This is a genomic window from Rhizobium sp. WSM409, assembly GCF_057653825.1.
This window is the reverse complement of record NZ_CM172794.1, coordinates 1,610,793-1,629,842: the sequence shown is the minus strand read 5'-3', so window position 1 is coordinate 1,629,842 and position 19,050 is coordinate 1,610,793. Positions and strand designations below refer to the sequence as shown.

The 19,050-nt window shown below is 61.6% G+C and carries 20 protein-coding genes; 14 read left to right on the top strand and 6 right to left on the bottom strand.

Annotated features, from left to right (window positions below; genetic code table 11):
• Nucleotides 1-26 precede the first annotated feature (26 nt).
• The 6 genes from AC25BC_RS08210 to AC25BC_RS08185 are packed head-to-tail and all read left to right on the top strand — an operon-like array spanning nt 27 to nt 4,718.
• Nucleotides 27-1,160, top strand: coding sequence for an ABC transporter substrate-binding protein (locus tag AC25BC_RS08210; protein WP_041935514.1), 1,134 nt, complete (start codon nt 27-29; stop codon nt 1,158-1,160).
• 4 nt (nt 1,161-1,164) lie between these two features.
• A complete protein-coding gene (locus AC25BC_RS08205) occupies nt 1,165-2,229 on the top strand; it encodes a FecCD family ABC transporter permease (protein ID WP_012757212.1) in 1,065 nt (354 codons plus the stop codon).
• Nucleotides 2,226-2,984, top strand: a complete 759-nt coding sequence (locus tag AC25BC_RS08200) for an ABC transporter ATP-binding protein (protein ID WP_012757211.1) — start codon at nt 2,226-2,228, stop codon at nt 2,982-2,984. The genes AC25BC_RS08205 and AC25BC_RS08200 overlap by 4 nt, the downstream gene beginning before the upstream one ends.
• Entirely contained in the window at nt 2,981-3,598 is a 618-nt protein-coding gene (locus AC25BC_RS08195) for a hypothetical protein (RefSeq protein WP_012757210.1), read from the top strand. Before AC25BC_RS08200 ends, AC25BC_RS08195 begins: the two co-directional genes overlap by 4 nt.
• Nucleotides 3,595-4,215 (top strand): hypothetical protein, encoded by a 621-nt coding sequence (locus AC25BC_RS08190; RefSeq protein ID WP_128439353.1) that lies wholly within the window; start codon nt 3,595-3,597, stop codon nt 4,213-4,215. Before AC25BC_RS08195 ends, AC25BC_RS08190 begins: the two co-directional genes overlap by 4 nt.
• Nucleotides 4,212-4,718, top strand: coding sequence for a hypothetical protein (locus AC25BC_RS08185; RefSeq protein ID WP_012757208.1), 507 nt, complete (start codon nt 4,212-4,214; stop codon nt 4,716-4,718). Before AC25BC_RS08190 ends, AC25BC_RS08185 begins: the two co-directional genes overlap by 4 nt.
• A gap of 41 nt (nt 4,719-4,759) precedes the next feature.
• On the opposite strand, the gene AC25BC_RS08180 is transcribed toward AC25BC_RS08185, so the two are convergent.
• Nucleotides 4,760-5,059 (bottom strand): DUF6074 family protein, encoded by a 300-nt coding sequence (locus AC25BC_RS08180; RefSeq protein WP_003538909.1) that lies wholly within the window; start codon nt 5,057-5,059, stop codon nt 4,760-4,762.
• Nucleotides 5,060-5,168: 109 nt separating this feature from the next.
• Nucleotides 5,169-7,094, bottom strand: a complete 1,926-nt coding sequence (locus tag AC25BC_RS08175) for an adenine deaminase (RefSeq protein ID WP_012757207.1) — start codon at nt 7,092-7,094, stop codon at nt 5,169-5,171.
• A 224-nt stretch (nt 7,095-7,318) separates the two neighbouring features.
• On the opposite strand from AC25BC_RS08175, the gene AC25BC_RS08170 reads away from it, so the two are divergent.
• From AC25BC_RS08170 to AC25BC_RS08145, 6 genes are all read left to right on the top strand, one after another.
• A complete protein-coding gene (locus AC25BC_RS08170) occupies nt 7,319-8,359 on the top strand; it encodes an ABC transporter substrate-binding protein (protein ID WP_012757206.1) in 1,041 nt (346 codons plus the stop codon).
• Nucleotides 8,360-8,490: 131 nt separating this feature from the next.
• Nucleotides 8,491-9,315: an ABC transporter permease gene (locus AC25BC_RS08165; protein ID WP_012757205.1), complete on the top strand. Its 825-nt coding sequence runs from the start codon at nt 8,491-8,493 to the stop codon at nt 9,313-9,315.
• A complete protein-coding gene (locus AC25BC_RS08160) occupies nt 9,312-10,103 on the top strand; it encodes an ABC transporter permease (protein ID WP_128405735.1) in 792 nt (263 codons plus the stop codon). Before AC25BC_RS08165 ends, AC25BC_RS08160 begins: the two co-directional genes overlap by 4 nt.
• 7 nt (nt 10,104-10,110) lie before the next feature.
• Nucleotides 10,111-11,169 carry an ABC transporter ATP-binding protein gene (locus tag AC25BC_RS08155; protein WP_128439352.1) on the top strand — a complete coding sequence of 353 codons (1,059 nt, stop codon included), beginning with the start codon at nt 10,111-10,113 and terminating at the stop codon, nt 11,167-11,169.
• A 17-nt stretch (nt 11,170-11,186) separates the two neighbouring features.
• Nucleotides 11,187-12,584 carry a dipeptidase gene (locus tag AC25BC_RS08150; protein ID WP_128439351.1) on the top strand — a complete coding sequence of 466 codons (1,398 nt, stop codon included), beginning with the start codon at nt 11,187-11,189 and terminating at the stop codon, nt 12,582-12,584.
• A 140-nt stretch (nt 12,585-12,724) separates the two neighbouring features.
• On the top strand, nt 12,725-13,990 hold the full coding sequence (locus AC25BC_RS08145) for a glycerate kinase type-2 family protein (protein ID WP_128439350.1): 1,266 nt from the start codon (nt 12,725-12,727) through the stop codon (nt 13,988-13,990).
• Between the two features lie 87 nt (nt 13,991-14,077).
• On the opposite strand, the gene AC25BC_RS08140 is transcribed toward AC25BC_RS08145, so the two are convergent.
• The gene (locus AC25BC_RS08140) at nt 14,078-15,031 is read right to left on the bottom strand and encodes an NAD-dependent epimerase/dehydratase family protein (RefSeq protein ID WP_128439349.1); all 954 of its coding nucleotides are present in this window, start codon (nt 15,029-15,031) and stop codon (nt 14,078-14,080) included.
• Between the two features lie 96 nt (nt 15,032-15,127).
• The gene (locus AC25BC_RS08135; protein ID WP_128439348.1) at nt 15,128-16,084 is read right to left on the bottom strand and encodes a lytic transglycosylase domain-containing protein; all 957 of its coding nucleotides are present in this window, start codon (nt 16,082-16,084) and stop codon (nt 15,128-15,130) included.
• A 221-nt stretch (nt 16,085-16,305) separates the two neighbouring features.
• On the opposite strand from AC25BC_RS08135, the gene AC25BC_RS08130 reads away from it, so the two are divergent.
• Together AC25BC_RS08130 and AC25BC_RS08125 are read left to right on the top strand one after the other, a co-directional pair.
• Complete coding sequence (locus tag AC25BC_RS08130) at nt 16,306-17,028, top strand: glutathione binding-like protein (protein ID WP_128439347.1); 723 nt, start codon at nt 16,306-16,308, stop codon at nt 17,026-17,028.
• A 244-nt stretch (nt 17,029-17,272) separates the two neighbouring features.
• A complete protein-coding gene (locus AC25BC_RS08125) occupies nt 17,273-18,043 on the top strand; it encodes a gamma-glutamyl-gamma-aminobutyrate hydrolase family protein (protein WP_017993734.1) in 771 nt (256 codons plus the stop codon).
• Between the two features lie 67 nt (nt 18,044-18,110).
• Here the strand turns inward: AC25BC_RS08125 and AC25BC_RS08120 are convergent, their stop codons facing one another.
• Entirely contained in the window at nt 18,111-18,770 is a 660-nt protein-coding gene (locus AC25BC_RS08120; RefSeq protein ID WP_003538881.1) for a peroxiredoxin, read from the bottom strand.
• Nucleotides 18,767-19,021: a hypothetical protein gene (locus AC25BC_RS08115; protein WP_244432251.1), complete on the bottom strand. Its 255-nt coding sequence runs from the start codon at nt 19,019-19,021 to the stop codon at nt 18,767-18,769. Before AC25BC_RS08115 ends, AC25BC_RS08120 begins: the two co-directional genes overlap by 4 nt.
• Between the last annotated feature and the right edge of the window lie 29 nt (nt 19,022-19,050).

Here is a 19,050-nt window from a genome sequence, read left to right as displayed (position 1 = left end):
GACAAGAATAAATACGCGGAATAGGAATGGCGCTCATCGTCATACGGGGAGACACCATGGTTCCGCTTTCGCTTTTCATCACAACTGCTTCGCGCCGCCGCATGGCGGCTGCACTTGCCGCCGTGCTGTTTGCACCGACAGCTTTTGCCGAAGAGATCGTCTTCAAGGATCAAGGGAACCGCGAGGTGCGGCTGGCAAAGGCTGCCGAACGTGTCGTCTCGATCGTCATCCCAATGGCTTCCACCGTCATCGCGCTGGATGGCAGCACCCGGAAGCTCATTGGGATGAACCCGACGGCAAAGAGCGCCGTGGTCGAAGGGATTCTCGGAAAGATCTTCCCCGAGGCGAAGGATATTCCGTCTGATGTGACGGCGCCGAATTTCGTGCCTAATGTCGAGGCGCTCACCGCCGCCAATCCCGATCTCGTCATCCAATGGGGCGATCGCGGCGCCGATATCGTCGCACCCATCACCAATGCCGGGCTCACCACGATGCTGATCCTCTATGGCACGGAAGAGCTGACCCGCGATTATATGACCATGGCCGCAAAGGCGATCGGCAAGCCGGAGCGGATCGACGAACTGGTGGAATGGCGTGATCGCGTCCAGAAGGATATCGAGGCCAAGACGACTGCTATCCCCGATGACAAGAAGCCGAATGTTCTCTACCTCGGCCGTGCGCTCTCCGATATCAGCGCCTCCGGCACCAAGGGCAATTACAATGCCTGGTCCATCGAGCTTGCGGGCGGGAGAAACGCCTCGGACGAAATCAACGGCACGGTCTCGGTGAACAAGGAACAGATCGCAGCGTGGAACCCCGACGTCATCTTCCTCAATGCTTTCGAGGCGAAGCTGAATGTCGACTGGGTCTATAACGATCCGATCCTGTCTCTGACCAATGCCGCCAAATCCAAGCGGGTCTACAAGATGCCGCTCGGCGGCTATCGCTGGGATCCGCCGAGCCAGGAATCGCCGTTGTCCTGGATGTGGACGGCCAACCTGCTCCATCCCGAGATCTTCAAATACGATCTGCGGACGGAAATGAAGACGGCCTACAAGACCCTTTACAACTACGACCTGGCCGATAGCGATATCGACAATATCCTTTGGCTGAAGGAACAGGGCGCCGCCGCCGACTACGCGCAGTTCGAGGCAAAGTGACGTCATGGCGACGATAATGCAGGAGGAGACGGCGCCCGCTGCCCGCCGGATTCACCTCGCCAGGCAGACACTGGTCTTCACCTTGCTGCTGGCGCTGCTGGTGATCGCCTTCACCGTCAGCCTCTGCGTCGGACGGTTCTCCGTGCCGGCTGGACGCGCACTGGAGCTGATCTGGCAGGGGATCAGCGACCCCTCGCGGGAGCTTGCCGGGATCGACGAACGCATCGTACTGCTGGTGCGCGCGCCGCGCGTCGTGCTTGCAGCACTTGCAGGCGCCGGGCTTGCGATCTCGGGCGCGGGCCTTCAGGGCGTGTTTCGAAATCCACTGGTTTCGCCAGACATACTGGGCATTTCGCAGGGTGCCGCCTTCGGCGGCGCGCTGGCGATCATGCTCGGCATCTGGGGATTTCCGCTGATCGCCATGGTGTTCCTCTGCGGCATGGCGGCCGTCATCCTGGTGGGGCTGCTGTCGCGCCTCAACGGCCGGTCGGAAACGGTCACCGTGATCCTGTCGGGGCTGGTCATCAGCTCGATGTTCTCGGCGGTCGTCTCGCTGCTGCAATTCATCGCCGATCCCAACACGTCCCTTCCCGCCATCGTCTACTGGCTGATGGGGTCCTTTGCGACGGCCACCTGGGAACGCACGCTGGTGGCGGCACCCGGCCTCATCCTCGGAAGCTGCTTCCTGTGGATGCTCCGCTTCCGGCTCAACATCCTGTCGCTCGACGAAGCCGAAGCCCGCAGCCTCGGCGCCAATACGATACGCGAGAGATGGCTGGTCTTCGGCCTCATCGCCGTCATCGTCGGCAGCCAGGTCGCAGTCTCAGGCATCATCGGCTGGATCGGCATCGTCATTCCCCACGCCGCCCGCCTGCTGGTCGGCCATGATCACCGTGCGCTGCTGCCGGCAGCCGCCGTGCTCGGCGCAGGATTCATGGTCTGCATCGACACGCTCGCCCGCACGGCGACGGCCGCGGAAATCCCGCTCGGCGTCATCACCGCCCTTGTCGGCGCGCCGATCTTTGCGGCTCTCCTGCGCCATCACTATCGCGAAAGGACCGGATCATGATCGGATTGACGGATGCGGTCGTCAGGTTCGGGGCACGCACCATCCTCGACCGCCTGAGTTTCTCGGTTCCCGTCGGGCGGTCGCTCGCCATTCTCGGCCCCAACGGACGGGGCAAGACGACGACGCTGAAAGCCATGCTCGGCTTTCAGCGGCTGGACGCGGGCAGCCGGGTGGCGCCCGCCATCGTCGGCTACGTCCCGCAGACCGGAAGCAGCAACCAGCGCTACCGCGCCATCGACGTCGCCGTCATGGGGCGGGCAGCGCATCTCGGCCTGTTCGGGCAACCGGGACCTTCCGATTTCGAAATTGCCCATGCCGCGCTTGAGCGGGCGGGGGCTGCCCGCTTTGCCGATCATTTCTTCGACCGGCTGTCCGGCGGCGAACGGCAACTCGTGCTTCTGGCGCGAGCGCTCGCCACCGGGTCGGAGGCGATCGTCCTCGACGAGCCGGCGGCGGCACTCGACCTTCGCAACCAGGAGCGGCTGCTGAACCTGCTCAAAAGCCTGCGTGAACCGCGCGACAAGGCAATCGCCTTCACGACGCATGATCCGAACCATGCGCTTGCCGCAGCCGACGATGCGCTGCTGATGATGCCGGATGGTCAATCGCTGTTCGGTCCGGTCGCGGAGACGATCACGCCGGAACATCTCGAACGGCTTTACGGTGTCCCGATGCGGGTGGTCGAGCTTATCGGCCCGACAGGCGACGGGCATCAGGCGGTTCTGCCCGCCTTTGCAGGAATTCGCGCCGCATGAGCATCCTTCTGATCCAGTCGCATTATCAAGACCCTTTCAGCATGAGCCCGCCGGCTTTCGCCGAGGCGACCGCGCAGGGCAAGCTGATCACCGTGCGCGAGATGGAGTTGACCGAGGCGCATTTCGCTGCCGCAAGCGGCCTCATCACCACCACCCATCTCGATCAGGTCGGCTTCCTCAGATACGCGCCGGCGGTGGCGTCCTTCCTCGACCGAGGCGGCCGGTGGATCTTCAGCGGCCACATGCTTCGGCCGATCCTGCCGGAACTCGGCGCCTATATCCCGATGCGGCAGCCGAAGAGAGCCAACTTCGTGCAGGTCAGGCAATTCGACCATCCTGTTTTTACCGGCATCGACCAGAGCATGCTGGAAACGAACCGCGGCGTCGCCGGTTTCTACGGCCGCGGACACAATCCGATGCCATCAGGCGCCGTTGCGATCAATACGTTGGGACCAGCTGCCATTCCCGTCGACTGGATCTGGGCGCGGCCGGCGGGCGGAGAACTATTGTCGCATGCCGGAAACGAGTTCTGGGGCTGCGGAGACGATCCCGACATCAAAAAGCAACTGGCCGGCCGTGTTATCGCCTGGCTGGCGGGGGAGCTGACCCGATGAGCGTGCTCGCGATCCATCCCGGCGCCTACTACCACATCGAGACGCTGGAAGCGCCGCGTTACCGGCATCATTTCGACAGGCTGTTGCGCCCGGAGGAGCTGCTCTCGGTCGACCTCAGCGAACACCAGGTGCTGTTCATTCCCTGCCGGACGCCGGCGGACCGGATGGCGCCGCATGCAGCACAGCTGCGCGCCTATCTCGACCAGGGCGGCACGATCGTTGCGACCGGCGAGACGGCATGGGAAGCGTTTCTGCCAGCGATCCATTTCACGCCGCAACCGACAAACTGGTGGTGGTGGCTGACTGAGGGCGCCGATCTCGGCGTCAGGATCGCAGCACCCGGCCATTCGCTGTTCGAACATCTCGGGCAGGACGATCTGACCTGGCACCTTCACGGCTGGTTCGCTCCACCAGAGGGCGTCGAGGTTCTGGCGGTGAACGAGGAAGGCAAGCCGATCCTCTATGTAGACGAGGTCACGACGGCGGGACGCATGGTGATCACCAGCCTCGACCCCTGCTTCCACCACGGATCGCATTTCATGCCGGCGACGACGCGCTTCCTGGATGGTTTCCTTCCCTGGATGCGCAAGGAACTGGACAAGGAAAAATCGGAATGAACGAAACGAAGATCGAAGTGCTCGAAGACGGCAAGCCGCTTGCCTATGGCTTCGCCGACATCATGCATTATCACGGCTATGGTTTTCCCGGTGGTGTCGCCCATGCCTTCAAGGTGATGGAGCGCGCCTTTCCGATGCTCAGCGCCGACGGACCACCGGAGCGCCGCGAAATCTCGATCCGCACGGCCTTTCGCGGCCCGGGCGGGCGTGACGCCTTCGAAATGGTGACACGCGCATTTTCGGAAGGACGCTACAGCGTCGACCCCTTGCTCGATCGGCCGGAGCGCGGCGATATCCTCGCCCGCTACGTCTTCGAGCTCAGCTATCGCGGCCGCACCGTCACCCTGCAACTACGCGACGGCCATGTCCGCGAGGAATTCATCATGCTCGGCCGCAAGCCCGACCGGACACCCCAGGAAGAGGAGCGTCTCGCCTGGCTAAAGCAGGAGATGGCGGACCGCCTGCTGGCGTTGCCGCCGGAGGCGGTTTACGAAGAGGGATAGGACGACCACTCAGATCCGGCAGACCTCCCCGAAGATCGCCGCTATCGGTTTTGAGACTTGGGCAGTGGTCCGTTTTGGTGGCTGAAGACCAGTTCGCTCTGGACATCTTGCTGAAACTGCAGCACCCGCTGACCGACATCGCTCTCCGGCATACCGGCCGCCAGAAGCTGATCGGCAAGCCTGCGGCATTCGGCCTTCCAAAATTCTATCGCATCTGCGCCGTGCCGCCGGCCGAGTTCGCGAGCGCAGCGCTCGACATTGGCAGTTCCGGTTCCAGCGGGAAAGGCAATAATCTTGCCTTCATTGGCGCCGGCAGGCCGGCGGGTCATTTCAGTAGCCATCGAACACAGGTTCCTTTGATCCTGTTCGTTGTCTACTGGACTATGGTTAATGCTTTCTATTTGCTGCAGTAAGAAGATCAATCAGGTGGAAATTTAGCGGGCCGCGATGTCACCAGACAATCGGATGGGTTTTGCCGGTGAGCACGTTCACGAACCCCTCCGGCGCCAGCTCCGACGGCGCGACCAGCACCCAGCGCCAGGGCGAGCAGGTCAGTGTCGCAAACGACAGGCGTTCGGGAAATCCCGGCCACCATCGAGGCGAAAAAGTCGGCTCGTACATCCAGTCGATCCCGGCGCCGGCGGCATAAAGAGCCTGCATCTCCGCATCGAGTGCTTCGGCCGAACGCGCCGTCATCAGGCCGCCGACCTCGTAGTGGACGCGGGCGAGAATCTTGCCACGGGATACCAGCGCCCAGCCGCCCTGCTGCTCGTTCAGGGCATTGACTGATATCGCCATCGCCTCGTCGGAGGAGCCGACCGTCCAGATATTGTGCTTGTCGTGCCCGAGCGTGGAGGCGAGCGCCGTCTCCGGCGTGCGCGGTCCAGTGCCGAGCCAGAACATCCTGGAGACCTTGGCCTCTCCGGAAAACCGGTCGACAATCGAGAACTTGGTGACATTGCGCGCGGGATCCCGCTGCACGGCCCCCTCTTCCACCGGCAATTCCATGGTGATGAAATCGTCGTGCCAGTGAAACGGCCGCAAAAGTGCTGCGTTGACCGTGGTCCGGTTCGGCGGCGCCTCGATGCGGAAATCGTCAGCCGTGACCGTCCGGTCTATTTTCACGGTGCGCGTCGCCCATTGCGGCCAGTCGATTTCAGGACGCGCGCCTATGAATGTCGGTCCCTCGGATACCGGGCGCCCGTCCGCCCATACCTTTGCGATCGACAGGCTGGCGACATCGTCCAAAAGAACGATATCGGCGAAACGGCCCGGCGCGATCGACCCGACCCACGGCGTCAGCCGCATATGGCGTGCCGGATTGAGGGTGACGCACTGGATGGCGATCTCCGGCGCAAGGCCGTTCTCAATGGCGAGGCGGACATTGTGGTCGGTCGCACCGATTTTCAGCGTGTCCGAGGCGCTGCGGTCGTCGGTCACCAGGGCGATCTGCGACCAGTCCGTCAGCCCCTTGTCGATCAGCCCGCGGATGACCTCCGGCAGGGAATGCGGCCTGAGCTCGATGAAAAGACCGTGGAGGAGCTTCTGCCAGATTTCATCGAGAAACCAGCCTTCGTGATCGGAGGCGAGACCTGCCGCGGCAAAGGCATTGATCGAGGCCATGTCGCGCAGTCCGGCGCCGTGGCCTTCGACCACGCCGCGCTGCTCGAAGGTCGCGCCGATCATGCCCCACAGCCGATCGTAGGAGGGATTGCCAGGATCGGATATGGACGGCCAGTCCATGACCTCGTCGAGCCCGGCGACCATCAGGCTTTCGGAAAGGAAGGCCTTCTGTTCGTCGTAGCCGAACCAGCCGCCACCCCACTCATAGGCGGTCGGAGGGACGGCGGAGCCAGGCAGGGGAAAGATTTTCATCGGCGATCCGCGCCGGCGCGCTTCCAGCCAGAATTCCAGATTGCGGGCGCCGTTGACGTTGGAAAATTCGTGGCTCGCCTCGCATGTCCAGGTCACCCCATGCGGCATCACCAAAGCCGCCTCCCATTCCGGCGTCAGATGGGAGCTTTCGATATGTTTGTGTGCCTCGCCGAAGCCCGGCACGGCCGCAAGATCGGGCTCCGAGAACCGCTCGCTCACTTCGCCTTCGTAACTGCCGGCGGGGCCGACATAGGCGATACGGCGGCCCTTGATGACGATCTCCTGATCGTCAAGCCATGTCCTCGAATGGACATCGAGCAACCTTCCCACGCGCAACAGCCTGTCGGCGGGCCGGCGTCCGAGCGCCGTCAGCACGAGATCCTGGCGCGTCAGAACCTCGTCGGACGCGTTGATCAGCAGATCATCAGGAAGAACAGTGTGCGAAGTGGCCATGAATGGAATGCCCGTGAGAAGCTGGAACCGCCGGACCGTAGAGACCATGCCCGGATGTGTAAAGCGCTGATGGACCACACGTTTTGTGAGCGATGACCAAACGCCATCAACCGGGAGTTAGCTGATGGTCCGGTCCCAGAAAATTCTCCGCACAAGATCGTATTTGCCCAATTATTGAGCTTGCGGCCCGATCGATCAAAAAATAGTATCCCTCAAATCGTGGGGGTATGATCCCGATTGCCAACGCCGCTTTTCACAGAAGGACATTGCTCATGAAGGCCAGACGTTTTGCCCAAATCCTGTCTCTTGCGCTGCTTGCCGCCGTCGGCAACACCGCCGCGGCCCATGCGCAATCGAAGACGCTGACCATCTCCTGGTGGGGCTATAACGGCGAGAAGATGAATGCGAACATCATCACGCCCTTCAAGAAGATCTGCGGCTGCGAGATCGTGTTCGAAACCGGCAACAATGCCGACCGGCTCAACAAGCTGAAATTGCGCGATGGCAAGGGCGTCGATGTCATCTATCTCACCGACAGTTTCTCGCAGCTCGGCATCGAACAGGGACTGTTCCAGGAGATCGATGCGTCGAAGATCCCGAACCTTGCGGATATCTACGAACTGGGCAAGGCGCCTCAGGGCAAATACGGCCCGGCCTATACGATCGGACGCGTCGGCATCGTCTATGACTCCGCCAAGGTCAACCCACCGATCACCGCCTGGGGCGACCTGTGGCGCGACGATCTGAAGAGCTCCGTCTCCCTGCCCGGCATCACCACCACGGCCGGCCCACTGGTCGTTCTGGAAGCCGGCAAGCATGGTGGCGCCGATGCCTATGAAGACACCGACAAGGCCTTCTCGGAAATCGAGGCGCTGAAGCCCAATGTCGTCAAGAACTACAACACCGGCTCGGAGCTGGTGAACCTGATATCAACAGGCGAAGTGCGCGTTGCGCTGGCCCAGGACTTTACCCTGGCATCGATGCAGGCGGCCGTTCCGACGATGACGTGGGCCAAGCTCAAGGACGGCGATATCGCCACGCTGAACACCGTGAACATCCCGAAGGGTTCGGAAAATGTCGAACTCGCCCATCAGTTCATCAACTTCATCCTGTCAAAGGACGTCCAGCAGGCCGAAGCCGAACAAGGCGTCGATGCGCCGATCTCGACAAAGGTCAGCCTGACGCCGGACCAGGCGAAGATCTGGACCTATGGCCCGGATATGGTCGCGAGCCTTACCCGAATCGACTATGCCAAGATGAACGCTGCCAAGGCCGACTGGATCGATCGCTGGAACGAAGTCTTCGGTCAGTAAGCTGCGCGATATCCGACCTGAGGCCGGTTTATTGCCAGTCCTGGGCCAGACCTGGGCCAGACATGGAAGCGCCGCGCATCCGCATCCGAGATGCGGCGCTTCCGATATCAGGACATGCCACGAGTTTTAAGATGAAGCATTTTGCCAGGTGGGGATTGACGATGCCGGCGACGATTGCGGTCGTTGTGCTTCTCATCGTTCCCGTGGCCATCACCATCGCGGCGACGTTTGCGGAGCCGAAGGGCGTGTTTGCGCCCTATGTGACATTCTTCAGCAGCGGCTTTCGGCGGGCGGTTCTTTATCGGACGCTGGAGGTCGCCCTGGTCACGACGGCGATCTCCCTCACCGTGGGTTTCCTCACCGCCTATGTGATCGCGCAGATGCCCGGTCGCGCAAAGAGCATCATGATCATCGCGGCGGTTTTTCCGCTGCTGACCGGTGTTGTCGTCCGCTCCTTCGCATGGCTGATCATTCTCGGGAAAAACGGCATCCTGAACGCCATGCTGATCTCGACCGGCATTATCGGGGAGCCGCTTTCGATGCTCTACACCGAAGGCTCGGTGATCGTCGCCATGGTCTATCTCTTCGTTCCCCTGATGATCCTGACGCTGGTCGGGGTGCTTGAAGGCATCCCGCGCGATCTGATCGATGCCGCCGCCTCGCTCGGCGCGAGACCGCTGATGACATTCTTTCAGGTGATCCTGCCGCTCGCGACACCCGGCCTCATCGTCGGCGCGGTCCTGGTCTTCACCGGCAGCTTCACCTCCTATGCGACACCGCAACTGCTTGGCGGAGAAAAACAGATGATGATGGGGACCTTTCTCTACCAGCGCGCCATGGTGACTTTCGACTGGGTCGGCGCATCGACGATCGCCGCCATCATGGTGGTGCTGACGCTCGGCGTCGTCCTCATCATGAGCCGCATCGCACGCCGGCTCAATCCGATGGCGGTGTGATGGACAGGCGCGTTCACCCGATCCTCGCCGCCTTCGCGGCCTGCGTTTTCTTCTTCCTGCTCGCACCGCTCGTCATCATCATCGGTGCGGCCGTCAGCAATACGACCTACCTGACCTTCCCGCCGCAGGGCCTGACATTGCGGTGGTTCGTCAATATCTTCGAAATCGAGGCCTTCCGCACGACTGCGATCACCAGCCTGCAGGTCGCCTTTTTCGGCACGGCGCTGTCCCTGCTGATCGGCGTCCCGGCGGCCTATGCGATCAACCGCTACCGGGTGGAATTGCCGCGCTGGCTTTCCACCATCTTCGTGCTGCCGATCCTGGTGCCGGAGATCGTCTTCGGATTTTCACTGATGAAATCCGTCACTATCGGCCTCGGGCTGCCGATCTTCATCAGCCTGCTGGTCGGCCATGCGCTGCTGATCCTGCCCTATTCGGTGCGTGTCGTCGGCGCCAGCCTGGCGGCCTTCGATTTTTCCGTCGAGGAGGCGGCGATCAGCCTCGGCTGCCCGCCATTGAAGACCTTCCTGACCGTGGTCCTGCCGAATATCCGCGCCGGGGTCATTGCCGCCTTCATCCTCGCCTTCATCACTTCGATCAACGACGTGTCGGTTTCGGTCTTCCTGACCGGGCCGGGCATCTCGACGCTGCCGATCCAGATCCTAGCGCATATGGAACAGTTCTTCGATCCGACGATCGCATCGGTCTCGGTGCTGCTGATGTTCGTCACAGTCGGCGTCATGGCCGTCGTCGAGGCCACGCTCGGTCTCACCTTCCTGACAAAGTAGAACGCTCTTGACCGTATCCCTCACCATCGATTCCATCTCCGCCCATTACGGCAGCACGCAGGTGCTGAAGGACCTGTCGATCTCGGTCATGGCCGGGGAGCTGGTTTCCCTGCTCGGCTCCAGCGGCTGCGGCAAGACGACGACATTGCGCCTCGTGGCCGGTTTTCTGCAGCCAAGCAGCGGCAGCATCAAGCTCGGCGAGCGCGACCTGACCGGCCTCCCCGCGCATGCGCGCGACATCGGCCTGGTCTTTCAGAACTACGCGCTTTTTCCTCATCTGAGCGTCCAGGACAATGTTGCCTTCGGCCTGAGGCAGCGTCGTATTCCCCAGCAGGAACGGGCGAAAAGAACGATGGCCATGCTGGACCGCGTCGGCCTTTCGGCCTTCGCCGACCGCCTGCCATCGGCTCTGTCGGGCGGCCAGAAACAGCGCGTGGCGCTCGCCCGGGCACTGGTCATCGAGCCGTCGCTTCTGATGTTCGACGAGCCGCTTTCCAATCTGGATGCAAAGCTCAGGATCGACATGCGCGTCGAGATCAGGCAGCTCCAGCGCGCCAACGGCACGACGTCGCTTTACGTCACCCATGACCAAGAGGAGGCATTCTCGATCTCCGACAGGGTGGCGATCATGAATGCCGGGCGCATCATGCAGCTCGACGCGCCAGAGGTGCTGTATCGCCGGCCAGCCAACGCCTTCGTCGCCCGTTTCGTCGGCTTCGAGAACCTGATCCGCATGAAGGTGACCGAGCGCAACGGCGCGCTTGTGACCGCCGAAACAACGGGCGGAGCGCGGCTGCAGCTGTCGCAGGAAACATTCGGGCCGATCAAGGACGACTTCGTGCTAGCCTGCCGCGCAGACGGTCTTGCCGTCAGCCTTGACGGTGATGGCATCGCCGCCGTGCTCGGCACGCGCACCTATCTCGGCCGGGCCTATCAGTACAAATGCACGACCGCAGCGGGAGAGATCACCGCCAATGGGGCGCTGTCCGATCCGCTGGAAACAGGGGCGTCCGCCGTGTTGATACCTGTGGCCGAGCAATGCTGCATTCTAGACCCGGAAGATTGAGCCGCTGAGGAGAGACGATGACTAGTGCCATGGACCAAGATATCGATGCCGTTCTTGCCCATGTGGACCAAAGCCTCGATGACAGCCTGGCGCGGCTTTTCGAGCTGATCCGCATTCCGAGCGTCTCGACCGACCCGGTCTATCGTGATCACTGCCGGGCTGCTGCCGAATGGCTGAGCCGGGACCTGGCTGCTATCGGCTTCGAGGCATCGGTGCGCAAAACAACAGGCCATCCGATGGTCGTCGCTCATGAGAAGGCGGCATCCGGACCGCATCTGCTGTTTTACGGCCATTACGATGTCCAGCCGGTCGATCCGCTGGCGCTGTGGACGAGCGATCCGTTCGAGCCGCGCATGGAAGGCTTGCCGAACGGCGATACTGCGATCGTCGCGCGCGGCGCGTCCGACGACAAGGGACAGTTGATGACCTTCGTCGAAGCTTGCCGCGCCTGGAACAGCGTCACCGGGAAACTGCCGGTGCAGGTGACCGTGCTGTTCGAAGGCGAGGAAGAGGCCGGCAGCCCGAGCCTCGCACCCTTTCTGGATGCCACGGCAGACGAATTGAAGGCCGATGCGGTTTTCGTCTGCGACACGGATATGTGGGATCGAGAAACGCCTGCCGTCACGACGATGCTGCGCGGGATCTTCAGCACGGAGATCGAGATCACCTGCGCCGATCAAGATCTGCATTCCGGCATGTTCGGCAATGCCGCGCGTAATCCGCTGCAGGTGCTGTCAGACGTGGTTTCGAGCCTGCGGCGACCCGATGGCGGCGTCGCGGTCGAGGGATTCTATGATGGCGTGAAAGAGCTCCCCGACGCCATCAAGGCGCTGTGGAAAAGACTGCCCTTCGACGAGGAGGCCTTTCTCGGCGATATTGGCCTCAGAGATCCGGCCGGCGAGGCAGGCCGTTCCGTCCTCGAACAGATCTGGGCGCGGCCGAGCTGCGAGATCAACGGCATGAGCGGCGGCTATACGGGCGAAGGCTTCAAGACGGTCATTCCGGCGAAGGCAAGCGCCAAGATTTCGTTTCGCCTGGTGGAAGGACAAGATCCCCAGGCGATCCGCGATGCCTTCCAGCGGCACGTGCGCGCACGTATCCCCAGGGATTGTTCGGTCAGCTTCAGGGATTACGGGCTTTCGCCGGCAACGGTCATGCCGATCGACAGTCCGTTTCTCACCAGGACGCTTCAGGCGCTTTCGACCGAATGGCAATGCGAAGCGGCCCTTGCCGGCACTGGAGGCTCGATCCCGATCATCGGCGAATTCAAACGCCGGCTCGGATGCGACGCCCTCCTGGTCGGCTTCGCCCGCTTCGACAACCGCGTCCACAGCCCGAACGAAAAATATGATCTCTCCAGCTTTCATAAAGGCATACGATCCTGGGTCCGCATCCTGGCGGCCCTCGCCGACTGACGCGAGTGTACCGCGCCGCGCGCGGCTTTTCGAGAGCTACAAAAGACGCTGTAACTCTTTGAACTGCTGCATTATGCAGTAGGCTATGGTGCAGCAAGCGCCCCACATCACCATCGACACCGAGGCAGCAGAGACCACCGATGACGATAACCGCTCCCCGCGATTTCCTGAAAGGCCTGTTCGACGCGGCGGTTCGCGCCGCCGATCCGCTGACCGGCATCAAGGCGCATCTGCCTGAAAGGCCGAAGGGCAGGACCGTGGTGATCGGCGCCGGCAAGGGCGCGGCGCAGATGGCGCGGGCGCTCGAAAGCGTCTGGGACGGACCGCTCGAAGGTGTTGTGGTCACCCGTTACGGCTATGGCTGCGAGACACGCGGCATCGAGATCCTCGAGGCAGCGCATCCGGTGCCCGATGCCGCTGGGCTTGCCGCCGCAAAACGGCTGATGGAGACGGTGAACGGGCTGACGGAAGACGATCTGGTGATCGCGCTGATCTGCGGCGGCGGCTCGGCGCTGCTGCCCGCCCCACCGGACGGGCTGACCCTTGAAGACGAGATCGCGCTCAACGAAATGCTGCTTGCCTCGGGCGCGCCGATCTCGGCGATGAATGTCGTGCGCAAGCATCTCTCCACGATCAAGGGCGGCAGACTTGCGGCAACGACCGAAGCGAGGGTCGTCAGCCTGATCGTCTCCGACATTCCCGGCGACAACCCGGCTCATGTCGCCTCCGGGCCGACAGTGCCTGATGGTTCGACACGGCACGATGCGCTCGAGATCATCAGGCAATACGGATTGCAGTTGCCGCAGGCCGCACTCGACCATCTGAACTCGCCGAAGGCCGATGCACCACGGCCGGACGATCCAGTCTTCTCACGGCACGCGCACCACATTATTGCCTCCGCCGGCGTCTCGCTGGAGGCGGCCGCCGCCCTGGCGAAGTCGCAGGGGATCGAGCCGGCCATTCTTTCGGATGCGATCGAGGGAGAATCGCGCGACGTGGCGCTGGTGCATGCAGCGATCGCCCGCGAGGTGGTGGGCCGGAACAGGCCGTTTTCCAAACCGGTCGTCATCCTTTCCGGCGGCGAGACGACGGTGACGCTGAGAACCAAGGGTGGCAAGGGCGGACGCAACGGCGAATTCGCGCTCGCCATGGCGCTTGCGATCGACGGACAGGAGGGCATTCATATCCTCGCCGCCGACACGGACGGGATCGACGGCTCGGAGGATAATGCCGGCGCCTTTGCCGATGGCGAGACGGCAAGGCGCCTTCGCGCCACCGGGCTCGATCCGCGCCGGCTGCTCGACGGCAATGACAGCTATTCGGGCTTTGCCGCCACCGGCGATCTCTTCGAAACCGGTCCGACCGGAACCAATGTCAATGATTTCAGGGCTATCCTGATCCGTTAGAGCAATTTCAGGAAAAGTGCGAAGCGGTTTTCCGTCCGGAATTGCGTAAAACAAAAGCAGCCGACCGCTACGCGCGGCGCTGGCGGATCAGGTCTCGATCCGCCCCTGCCCGACCAGCCAGCCGACCGATTCCTGCACCGCCTGCAGGGAGGTGTATCTCGGGGTGTAACCGAGCAGGCGTTTGGCTTTGGCGATCGAGCAATTCGGGCTGCGGGCGATATGCTCCCAGGTCGCCTTCGCATCCTCAGCCGTCTGACTTTCGGCCCAGGCGTCGAATGGGGCGAAGGTGAGTTTCGGCTCGTGTCCGAACCATCGCGACATGGCTTCCGCATAACCGCGAAGGGTCAGCGCCTGCTCCGAGACCGCGTGAAAACTTTCACCGGTCGACGCATTCCAGTTGGCGATCGCATCCATGAACATTGCCGCGACATCATCGGCATGGACGTGATGAACGGTTTCCATGCCGAAATTCGGCAGCGCCAGGGTCTCTCCGCGGGCAAGGGTTGAAAAGACCTGCAGGTTGAAATTGCCGGCCGGATTGAGCGGCGTCCAGCCGGGACCGACAATGTGCCCGGGATGGATGATGGTTGCCGGAAATCCGCGAAGCCTTGCCTGCTGCAGCAGATAGGTTTCGATTGCCGCCTTCTGCGTCCCATAGTCGCCGAAGGGAAATTTCGGCGTCTCCTCCAGCGTCGGTACGACCGTCGAATGGCCATGCGTCCAGATCGTGCCGGTATGCAGGAAGTGACCGACATGCCCCGACAGCGCCGTCACCAGATGCTCGGCACTTTCCAGCGTGAAGCAGATCATGTCGATGACGATGTCGGCTTTCAATGCAAGTACGGCTGAGCCGAAATCACCCGTCCGCTCCATGGCTGCCCGATCCATCTGACGCTGATCGACGGCAGCCCAGGCGTGGTTTGCCGTATAAGGCTTTGCCGTGCCGCGGCTGATCGTGACGACGTCGTGACCGGCTTCCACCAGACGGGGAACGAGATAGGTTCCGACATGGCCCGTTGCTCCGATTACCAAAACCCGCATCGTCGTTCCTCCCTTTGGTTTCCGCGCCGAATATGCTGCGCTCTCAGGTGATCCTGCAAGCAGACTTTTCGTGATCAAGGGGCTGGACCAGGCCCGCTATCGATTCTTGAAAACAAGACAGGTGCCGCCGTGTTTGCGGACCTGGTTGCAGAGGTCGTTGGCTTCCATGCGCGTCTGCCGGCCGATGCGGGCAGCATAACGCGGGCGAAAACCGAAGCTGCGATCGCGCTGGCGCAGGATCAGCGGTTGCTCCGCATTCAGGGGCGCGGGCAGATCCTGCACGGCATCGAGAAACATGCGCCTGACTACCGCGACATTCGCATTCGCCGCAAGCTGGACGCCCCAGGGCGCCCATTCACCCTCCTGACGCCAGGGCGTGTCCTTCAACGTCCGTCTCTCCGCAAGCGCCACGCAGCCATCGAGGAAGGACTTGTCCTTGTCGAGCGGGGCGGCCGCATCTTCCGGTGGGTTATCCTTCCATTCCTCGACCGTATGGGCGGTAATCGCCATGACGTAGCCACGCGTCTCGTAAGGTAATCTGCCTGACGCAAGGTAAGTGGAAAGGCCGTTTTCACCGGCATTATAGGCGGCGGCGGCAAGGCCGAGATTGCCGAAACGATTGCGCAATTCGTCGAGATACTGCGCCGATTTCCGCAGGGCTTCCAATACCTGGTAGCTGTCCTCGAGACCGCGCAGTTTCGCCGTTCCGGGCATGAATTGCGCAATCCCCTGCGCTCCCTTGAAGCTGACGGCATCGGGGCGAAAGGTGCTTTCCCGCCAGATGAGACGGGCGAAATAATCCGGCGGCAAGTGATTGGCGCTGGCGAAATGCTCGATCGCGACGCAAAGATCGCGGTTGAAACTATCTTTCCGGATGCAGAGCGTCTCACCGGATCCCAACGCCGAAGGTCCCGAATACAAGCAGGCCGCCGGCCCGACGCTCCCCTCAGGCTGGGCCTTTACCGTGTCCACTTGGGAAAACAGAAGACAGAGCGAAAGCATGGCCTTGGCCAATCTCTTCCCAATGTCGGACTGACGTTTTCGGCGTGTCATCGGATCTCATGAGGTTCGAACTTCCATCGCGACGCTGGATTCTAGATACCATCGATCAAGGCGCGACGCTTCCCCATTTCCATATCTGCACCTCGGTTGTTGGCACGGACGGTCACAGGTTTCTAATTTCGCCATCGATTTTGGAACAAACATATTCGACCTGCCATGGTCGTAGCGGCATCCTGTTTGCCAGGAAGTCCCGAGCGAACGAGGATACGCAGATGATTGATCTCCACTACTGGCCGACGCCGAACGGCAAGAAGGTCTCGATCTTCCTGGAGGAAACCGGCACGCCCTACCGGCTGGTGCCGGTCAATATCGGCCGAGGCGACCAGTTCAAGCCTGATTATCTCAAACTCAACCCCAATCACCGCATGCCTGCCATCGTCGATCACGAGCCTGCCGATGGCGGCGGTCCGTTGAGCGTGTTCGAATCCGGCGCGATCCTCTTCTATCTCGCCGAGAAGACCGGCAAATTCTGGCCGCAGGATCTGCGCGGCAAATACGAGGTTACGCAATGGGTGATCTGGCAGATGGCGAACCAGGGGCCGAAGCTCGGCGAGGCAGGTCACTTCCGTCGCCTTGGCGATCGTGAAGGCGATCAGTCCTATGCGGTGCGGCGCTTCACCGACGAAGCCAACCGCCTCTACGGCGTTCTCAACATGCGGCTTCGCGACCGGCGCTATCTGGCCGGTGACGAATTCACCATCGCCGATATCGTCAGCTATCCATGGACCGTCAACTGGCAGGCACAGGGTCAGGACATCAACGAGTTCAAGCATTTCAAGCGATGGTTCGAGGAGGTCGGCGCAAGACCTGGCGTCCAGCGCGGCCTTGCGGTCGGCGCCGATCATAGCACCGACAACAGCAAGCTCTCAGAAGAGGAACAGGCACGCATCCGCAAGATCCTCTACAACCAGCGCGCCCTTCCCGTTCCGGATTGAGCATCGGCTCGGCCAAGGAAATTCGCTTCTCCGAGCTTCGCCTTGTTCAGGCTTTTTACGGACCTGCCTTGGCGGTCGCAAAAGCTCTTGCACCTGCATCGCGACCAAGGATAACCATATAGTGACAACCGAGCCGGCAGTCAGCCCGAGGCCGGTTCCGGTTTCGCGGCGTTGCAAATCACCTGCCCGAGGGGCCAGGCGGCTTGGGTAGCAGCTGGCGTTGCGACTTGGGGTGTGACAAGCAATGGCAAGACCTGTAATCGGCATCATCGGGAACGCCCGCATCATCGAAAGCCGATTCTCGACCCAGCTTGTCGGAGAATACAATTTGCGGGCTGTGGCCGATGTCGCCGAAGCGTTGCCGCTGATGTTTGCCGGCAATCCTAAACTGGCCGATATCGCGGATCTGCTGGCTGTCGTCGACGGCATTCTGCTGACGGGTGCCAGAGCCAATGTCCACCCCAGCCGATTCAACATGGTGCCGGATCCCAAGCATGAGCCTTATGATGAGGATCGTGACGGGCTGGCGCTGCCCTTGATCGAAGCCTGTGTTGCGCAAGGCGTTCCTATTTTCGGCATATGCCGCGGTTTTCAGGAAATGAATGTCGCCGCCGGGGGCTCGCTGCATCCCGAAATCCGGGAATTGCCCGGACGCATGAACCACCGGATGCCGCGCCTTGAGACCGGCGAGATCCATCCCGACCCCACCATCGTTTTCGGCGATCGTCACGATGTTCGACTTATAGAGGACGGGATGTTTGCGCGCATCCTCGGCCGGGAGACGATCCGGGTGAACTCCCTGCATGGACAGGGAATCCTCGAACTTGGTGAGAGGGTCGTTGCCGAAGGCATTGCCGAGGACGGGACGATCGAGGCGATACGGTTCAAGGACGCGTCGGGATTTGCTCTGGGTGTGCAATGGCATGCCGAATACGATCCGCAAACCAACCCTGTTAATCGTGCGCTGTTTCAGGCATTCGGCGATGCGGTGAGAGCTCATAAAGCCATCGCTTAGTCTGATCAATAAAAAGCCGCCGCGAAGTGCTTTCGCGGCGGCTTGAGGAATGGCTTGAAAGCAGTAGTCAGGCCGTCGGCTGCTTGGTCTTCCTGAGATAGGGCAGAACCGTATCGAAGGAGCCGAAACGCGTGATCGCGTCTTCGTTGGAAACCGCGGCGGTGATGATGACGTCTTCGCCCTGGTTCCAGTTCGCCGGTGTGGCCACCTGGTGCTTGGCCGTCAGCTGGATGGAATCGATGGCGCGCAGGATCTCATTGAAATTGCGGCCCGTCGTCATCGGATAGGTCAGAATCAGCTTGATCTTCTTATCGGGACCGATGATGAAGACCGAACGCACGGTGGCGTTGTCGGCAGGCGTACGGCCTTCCGAGCTCTCGCCGGCGCCGGCCGGCAGCATGTCGTAGAGCTTGGCGACCTTGAGGTCCTTGTCACCGATCAGCGGATATTCGACGTCGAAGCCGGTGGCGGTCTTGATGTCGTTTTTCCATTTGGCGTGGCTTTCCACCGGATCGACGGAGATGCCGATGACCTTGGCGCCACGCTTGGAAAATTCCCCGGCCAGGCCGGCCATGGCGCCGAGCTCGGTCGTGCAAACCGGCGTGAAATTCTTCGGATGCGAGAACAGGACGGCCCAGCCGCTGCCGATCCACTCATGGAAGCTGATCGGTCCCTGGGTGGTATCGGCGGTAAAATCGGGGGCAATATCGTTGATGCGTAAGCTCATGGTCGGCCCTCCAAAGCCTTGTGTTCAATGTTGTTTATCTCAAATCGAGGCCATGGGATCCGTCCGCCGGAAGCGGTAGCAACATTGCGGTCAACAGGATCGCACCGGCCGAAGGTAAAAACTTCCCATTCCAGGATTTTAAGTAAGTCATATACCACGATCACCGAAGGCATGCTCTTTCGATTTCCGGCCTGCTCCGGCATTATTTTTCCGGCAAGTGCGCGCGATGAAGAGACCGATGGTTTTTCCATCGGTCCCGTTCAAAGCTGCAGGAGAACCG

Bases quoted from the DNA above. Each gene is read 5' to 3' on its own strand.
- AC25BC_RS08145 (WP_128439350.1), top strand. From the start codon at position 12,725: ATGACGATAACCGCTCCCCGCGATTTCCTGAAAGGCCTGTTCGACGCG.
- AC25BC_RS08190 (WP_128439353.1), top strand. From the start codon at position 3,595: ATGAGCGTGCTCGCGATCCATCCCGGCGCCTACTACCACATCGAGACG.
- AC25BC_RS08170 (WP_012757206.1), top strand. From the start codon at position 7,319: ATGAAGGCCAGACGTTTTGCCCAAATCCTGTCTCTTGCGCTGCTTGCC.
- AC25BC_RS08195 (WP_012757210.1), top strand. From the start codon at position 2,981: ATGAGCATCCTTCTGATCCAGTCGCATTATCAAGACCCTTTCAGCATG.
- AC25BC_RS08115 (WP_244432251.1), bottom strand. From the start codon at position 19,021: ATGGAAAAACCATCGGTCTCTTCATCGCGCGCACTTGCCGGAAAAATA.
- AC25BC_RS08175 (WP_012757207.1), bottom strand. From the start codon at position 7,094: ATGGTCTCTACGGTCCGGCGGTTCCAGCTTCTCACGGGCATTCCATTC.
- AC25BC_RS08210 (WP_041935514.1), top strand. From the start codon at position 27: ATGGCGCTCATCGTCATACGGGGAGACACCATGGTTCCGCTTTCGCTT.
- AC25BC_RS08135 (WP_128439348.1), bottom strand. From the start codon at position 16,084: ATGACACGCCGAAAACGTCAGTCCGACATTGGGAAGAGATTGGCCAAG.
- AC25BC_RS08205 (WP_012757212.1), top strand. From the start codon at position 1,165: ATGGCGACGATAATGCAGGAGGAGACGGCGCCCGCTGCCCGCCGGATT.
- AC25BC_RS08200 (WP_012757211.1), top strand. From the start codon at position 2,226: ATGATCGGATTGACGGATGCGGTCGTCAGGTTCGGGGCACGCACCATC.
- AC25BC_RS08165 (WP_012757205.1), top strand. From the start codon at position 8,491: ATGAAGCATTTTGCCAGGTGGGGATTGACGATGCCGGCGACGATTGCG.
- AC25BC_RS08120 (WP_003538881.1), bottom strand. From the start codon at position 18,770: ATGAGCTTACGCATCAACGATATTGCCCCCGATTTTACCGCCGATACC.
- AC25BC_RS08185 (WP_012757208.1), top strand. From the start codon at position 4,212: ATGAACGAAACGAAGATCGAAGTGCTCGAAGACGGCAAGCCGCTTGCC.
- AC25BC_RS08180 (WP_003538909.1), bottom strand. From the start codon at position 5,059: ATGGCTACTGAAATGACCCGCCGGCCTGCCGGCGCCAATGAAGGCAAG.
- AC25BC_RS08150 (WP_128439351.1), top strand. From the start codon at position 11,187: ATGACTAGTGCCATGGACCAAGATATCGATGCCGTTCTTGCCCATGTG.
- AC25BC_RS08125 (WP_017993734.1), top strand. From the start codon at position 17,273: ATGGCAAGACCTGTAATCGGCATCATCGGGAACGCCCGCATCATCGAA.
- AC25BC_RS08140 (WP_128439349.1), bottom strand. From the start codon at position 15,031: ATGCGGGTTTTGGTAATCGGAGCAACGGGCCATGTCGGAACCTATCTC.
- AC25BC_RS08130 (WP_128439347.1), top strand. From the start codon at position 16,306: ATGATTGATCTCCACTACTGGCCGACGCCGAACGGCAAGAAGGTCTCG.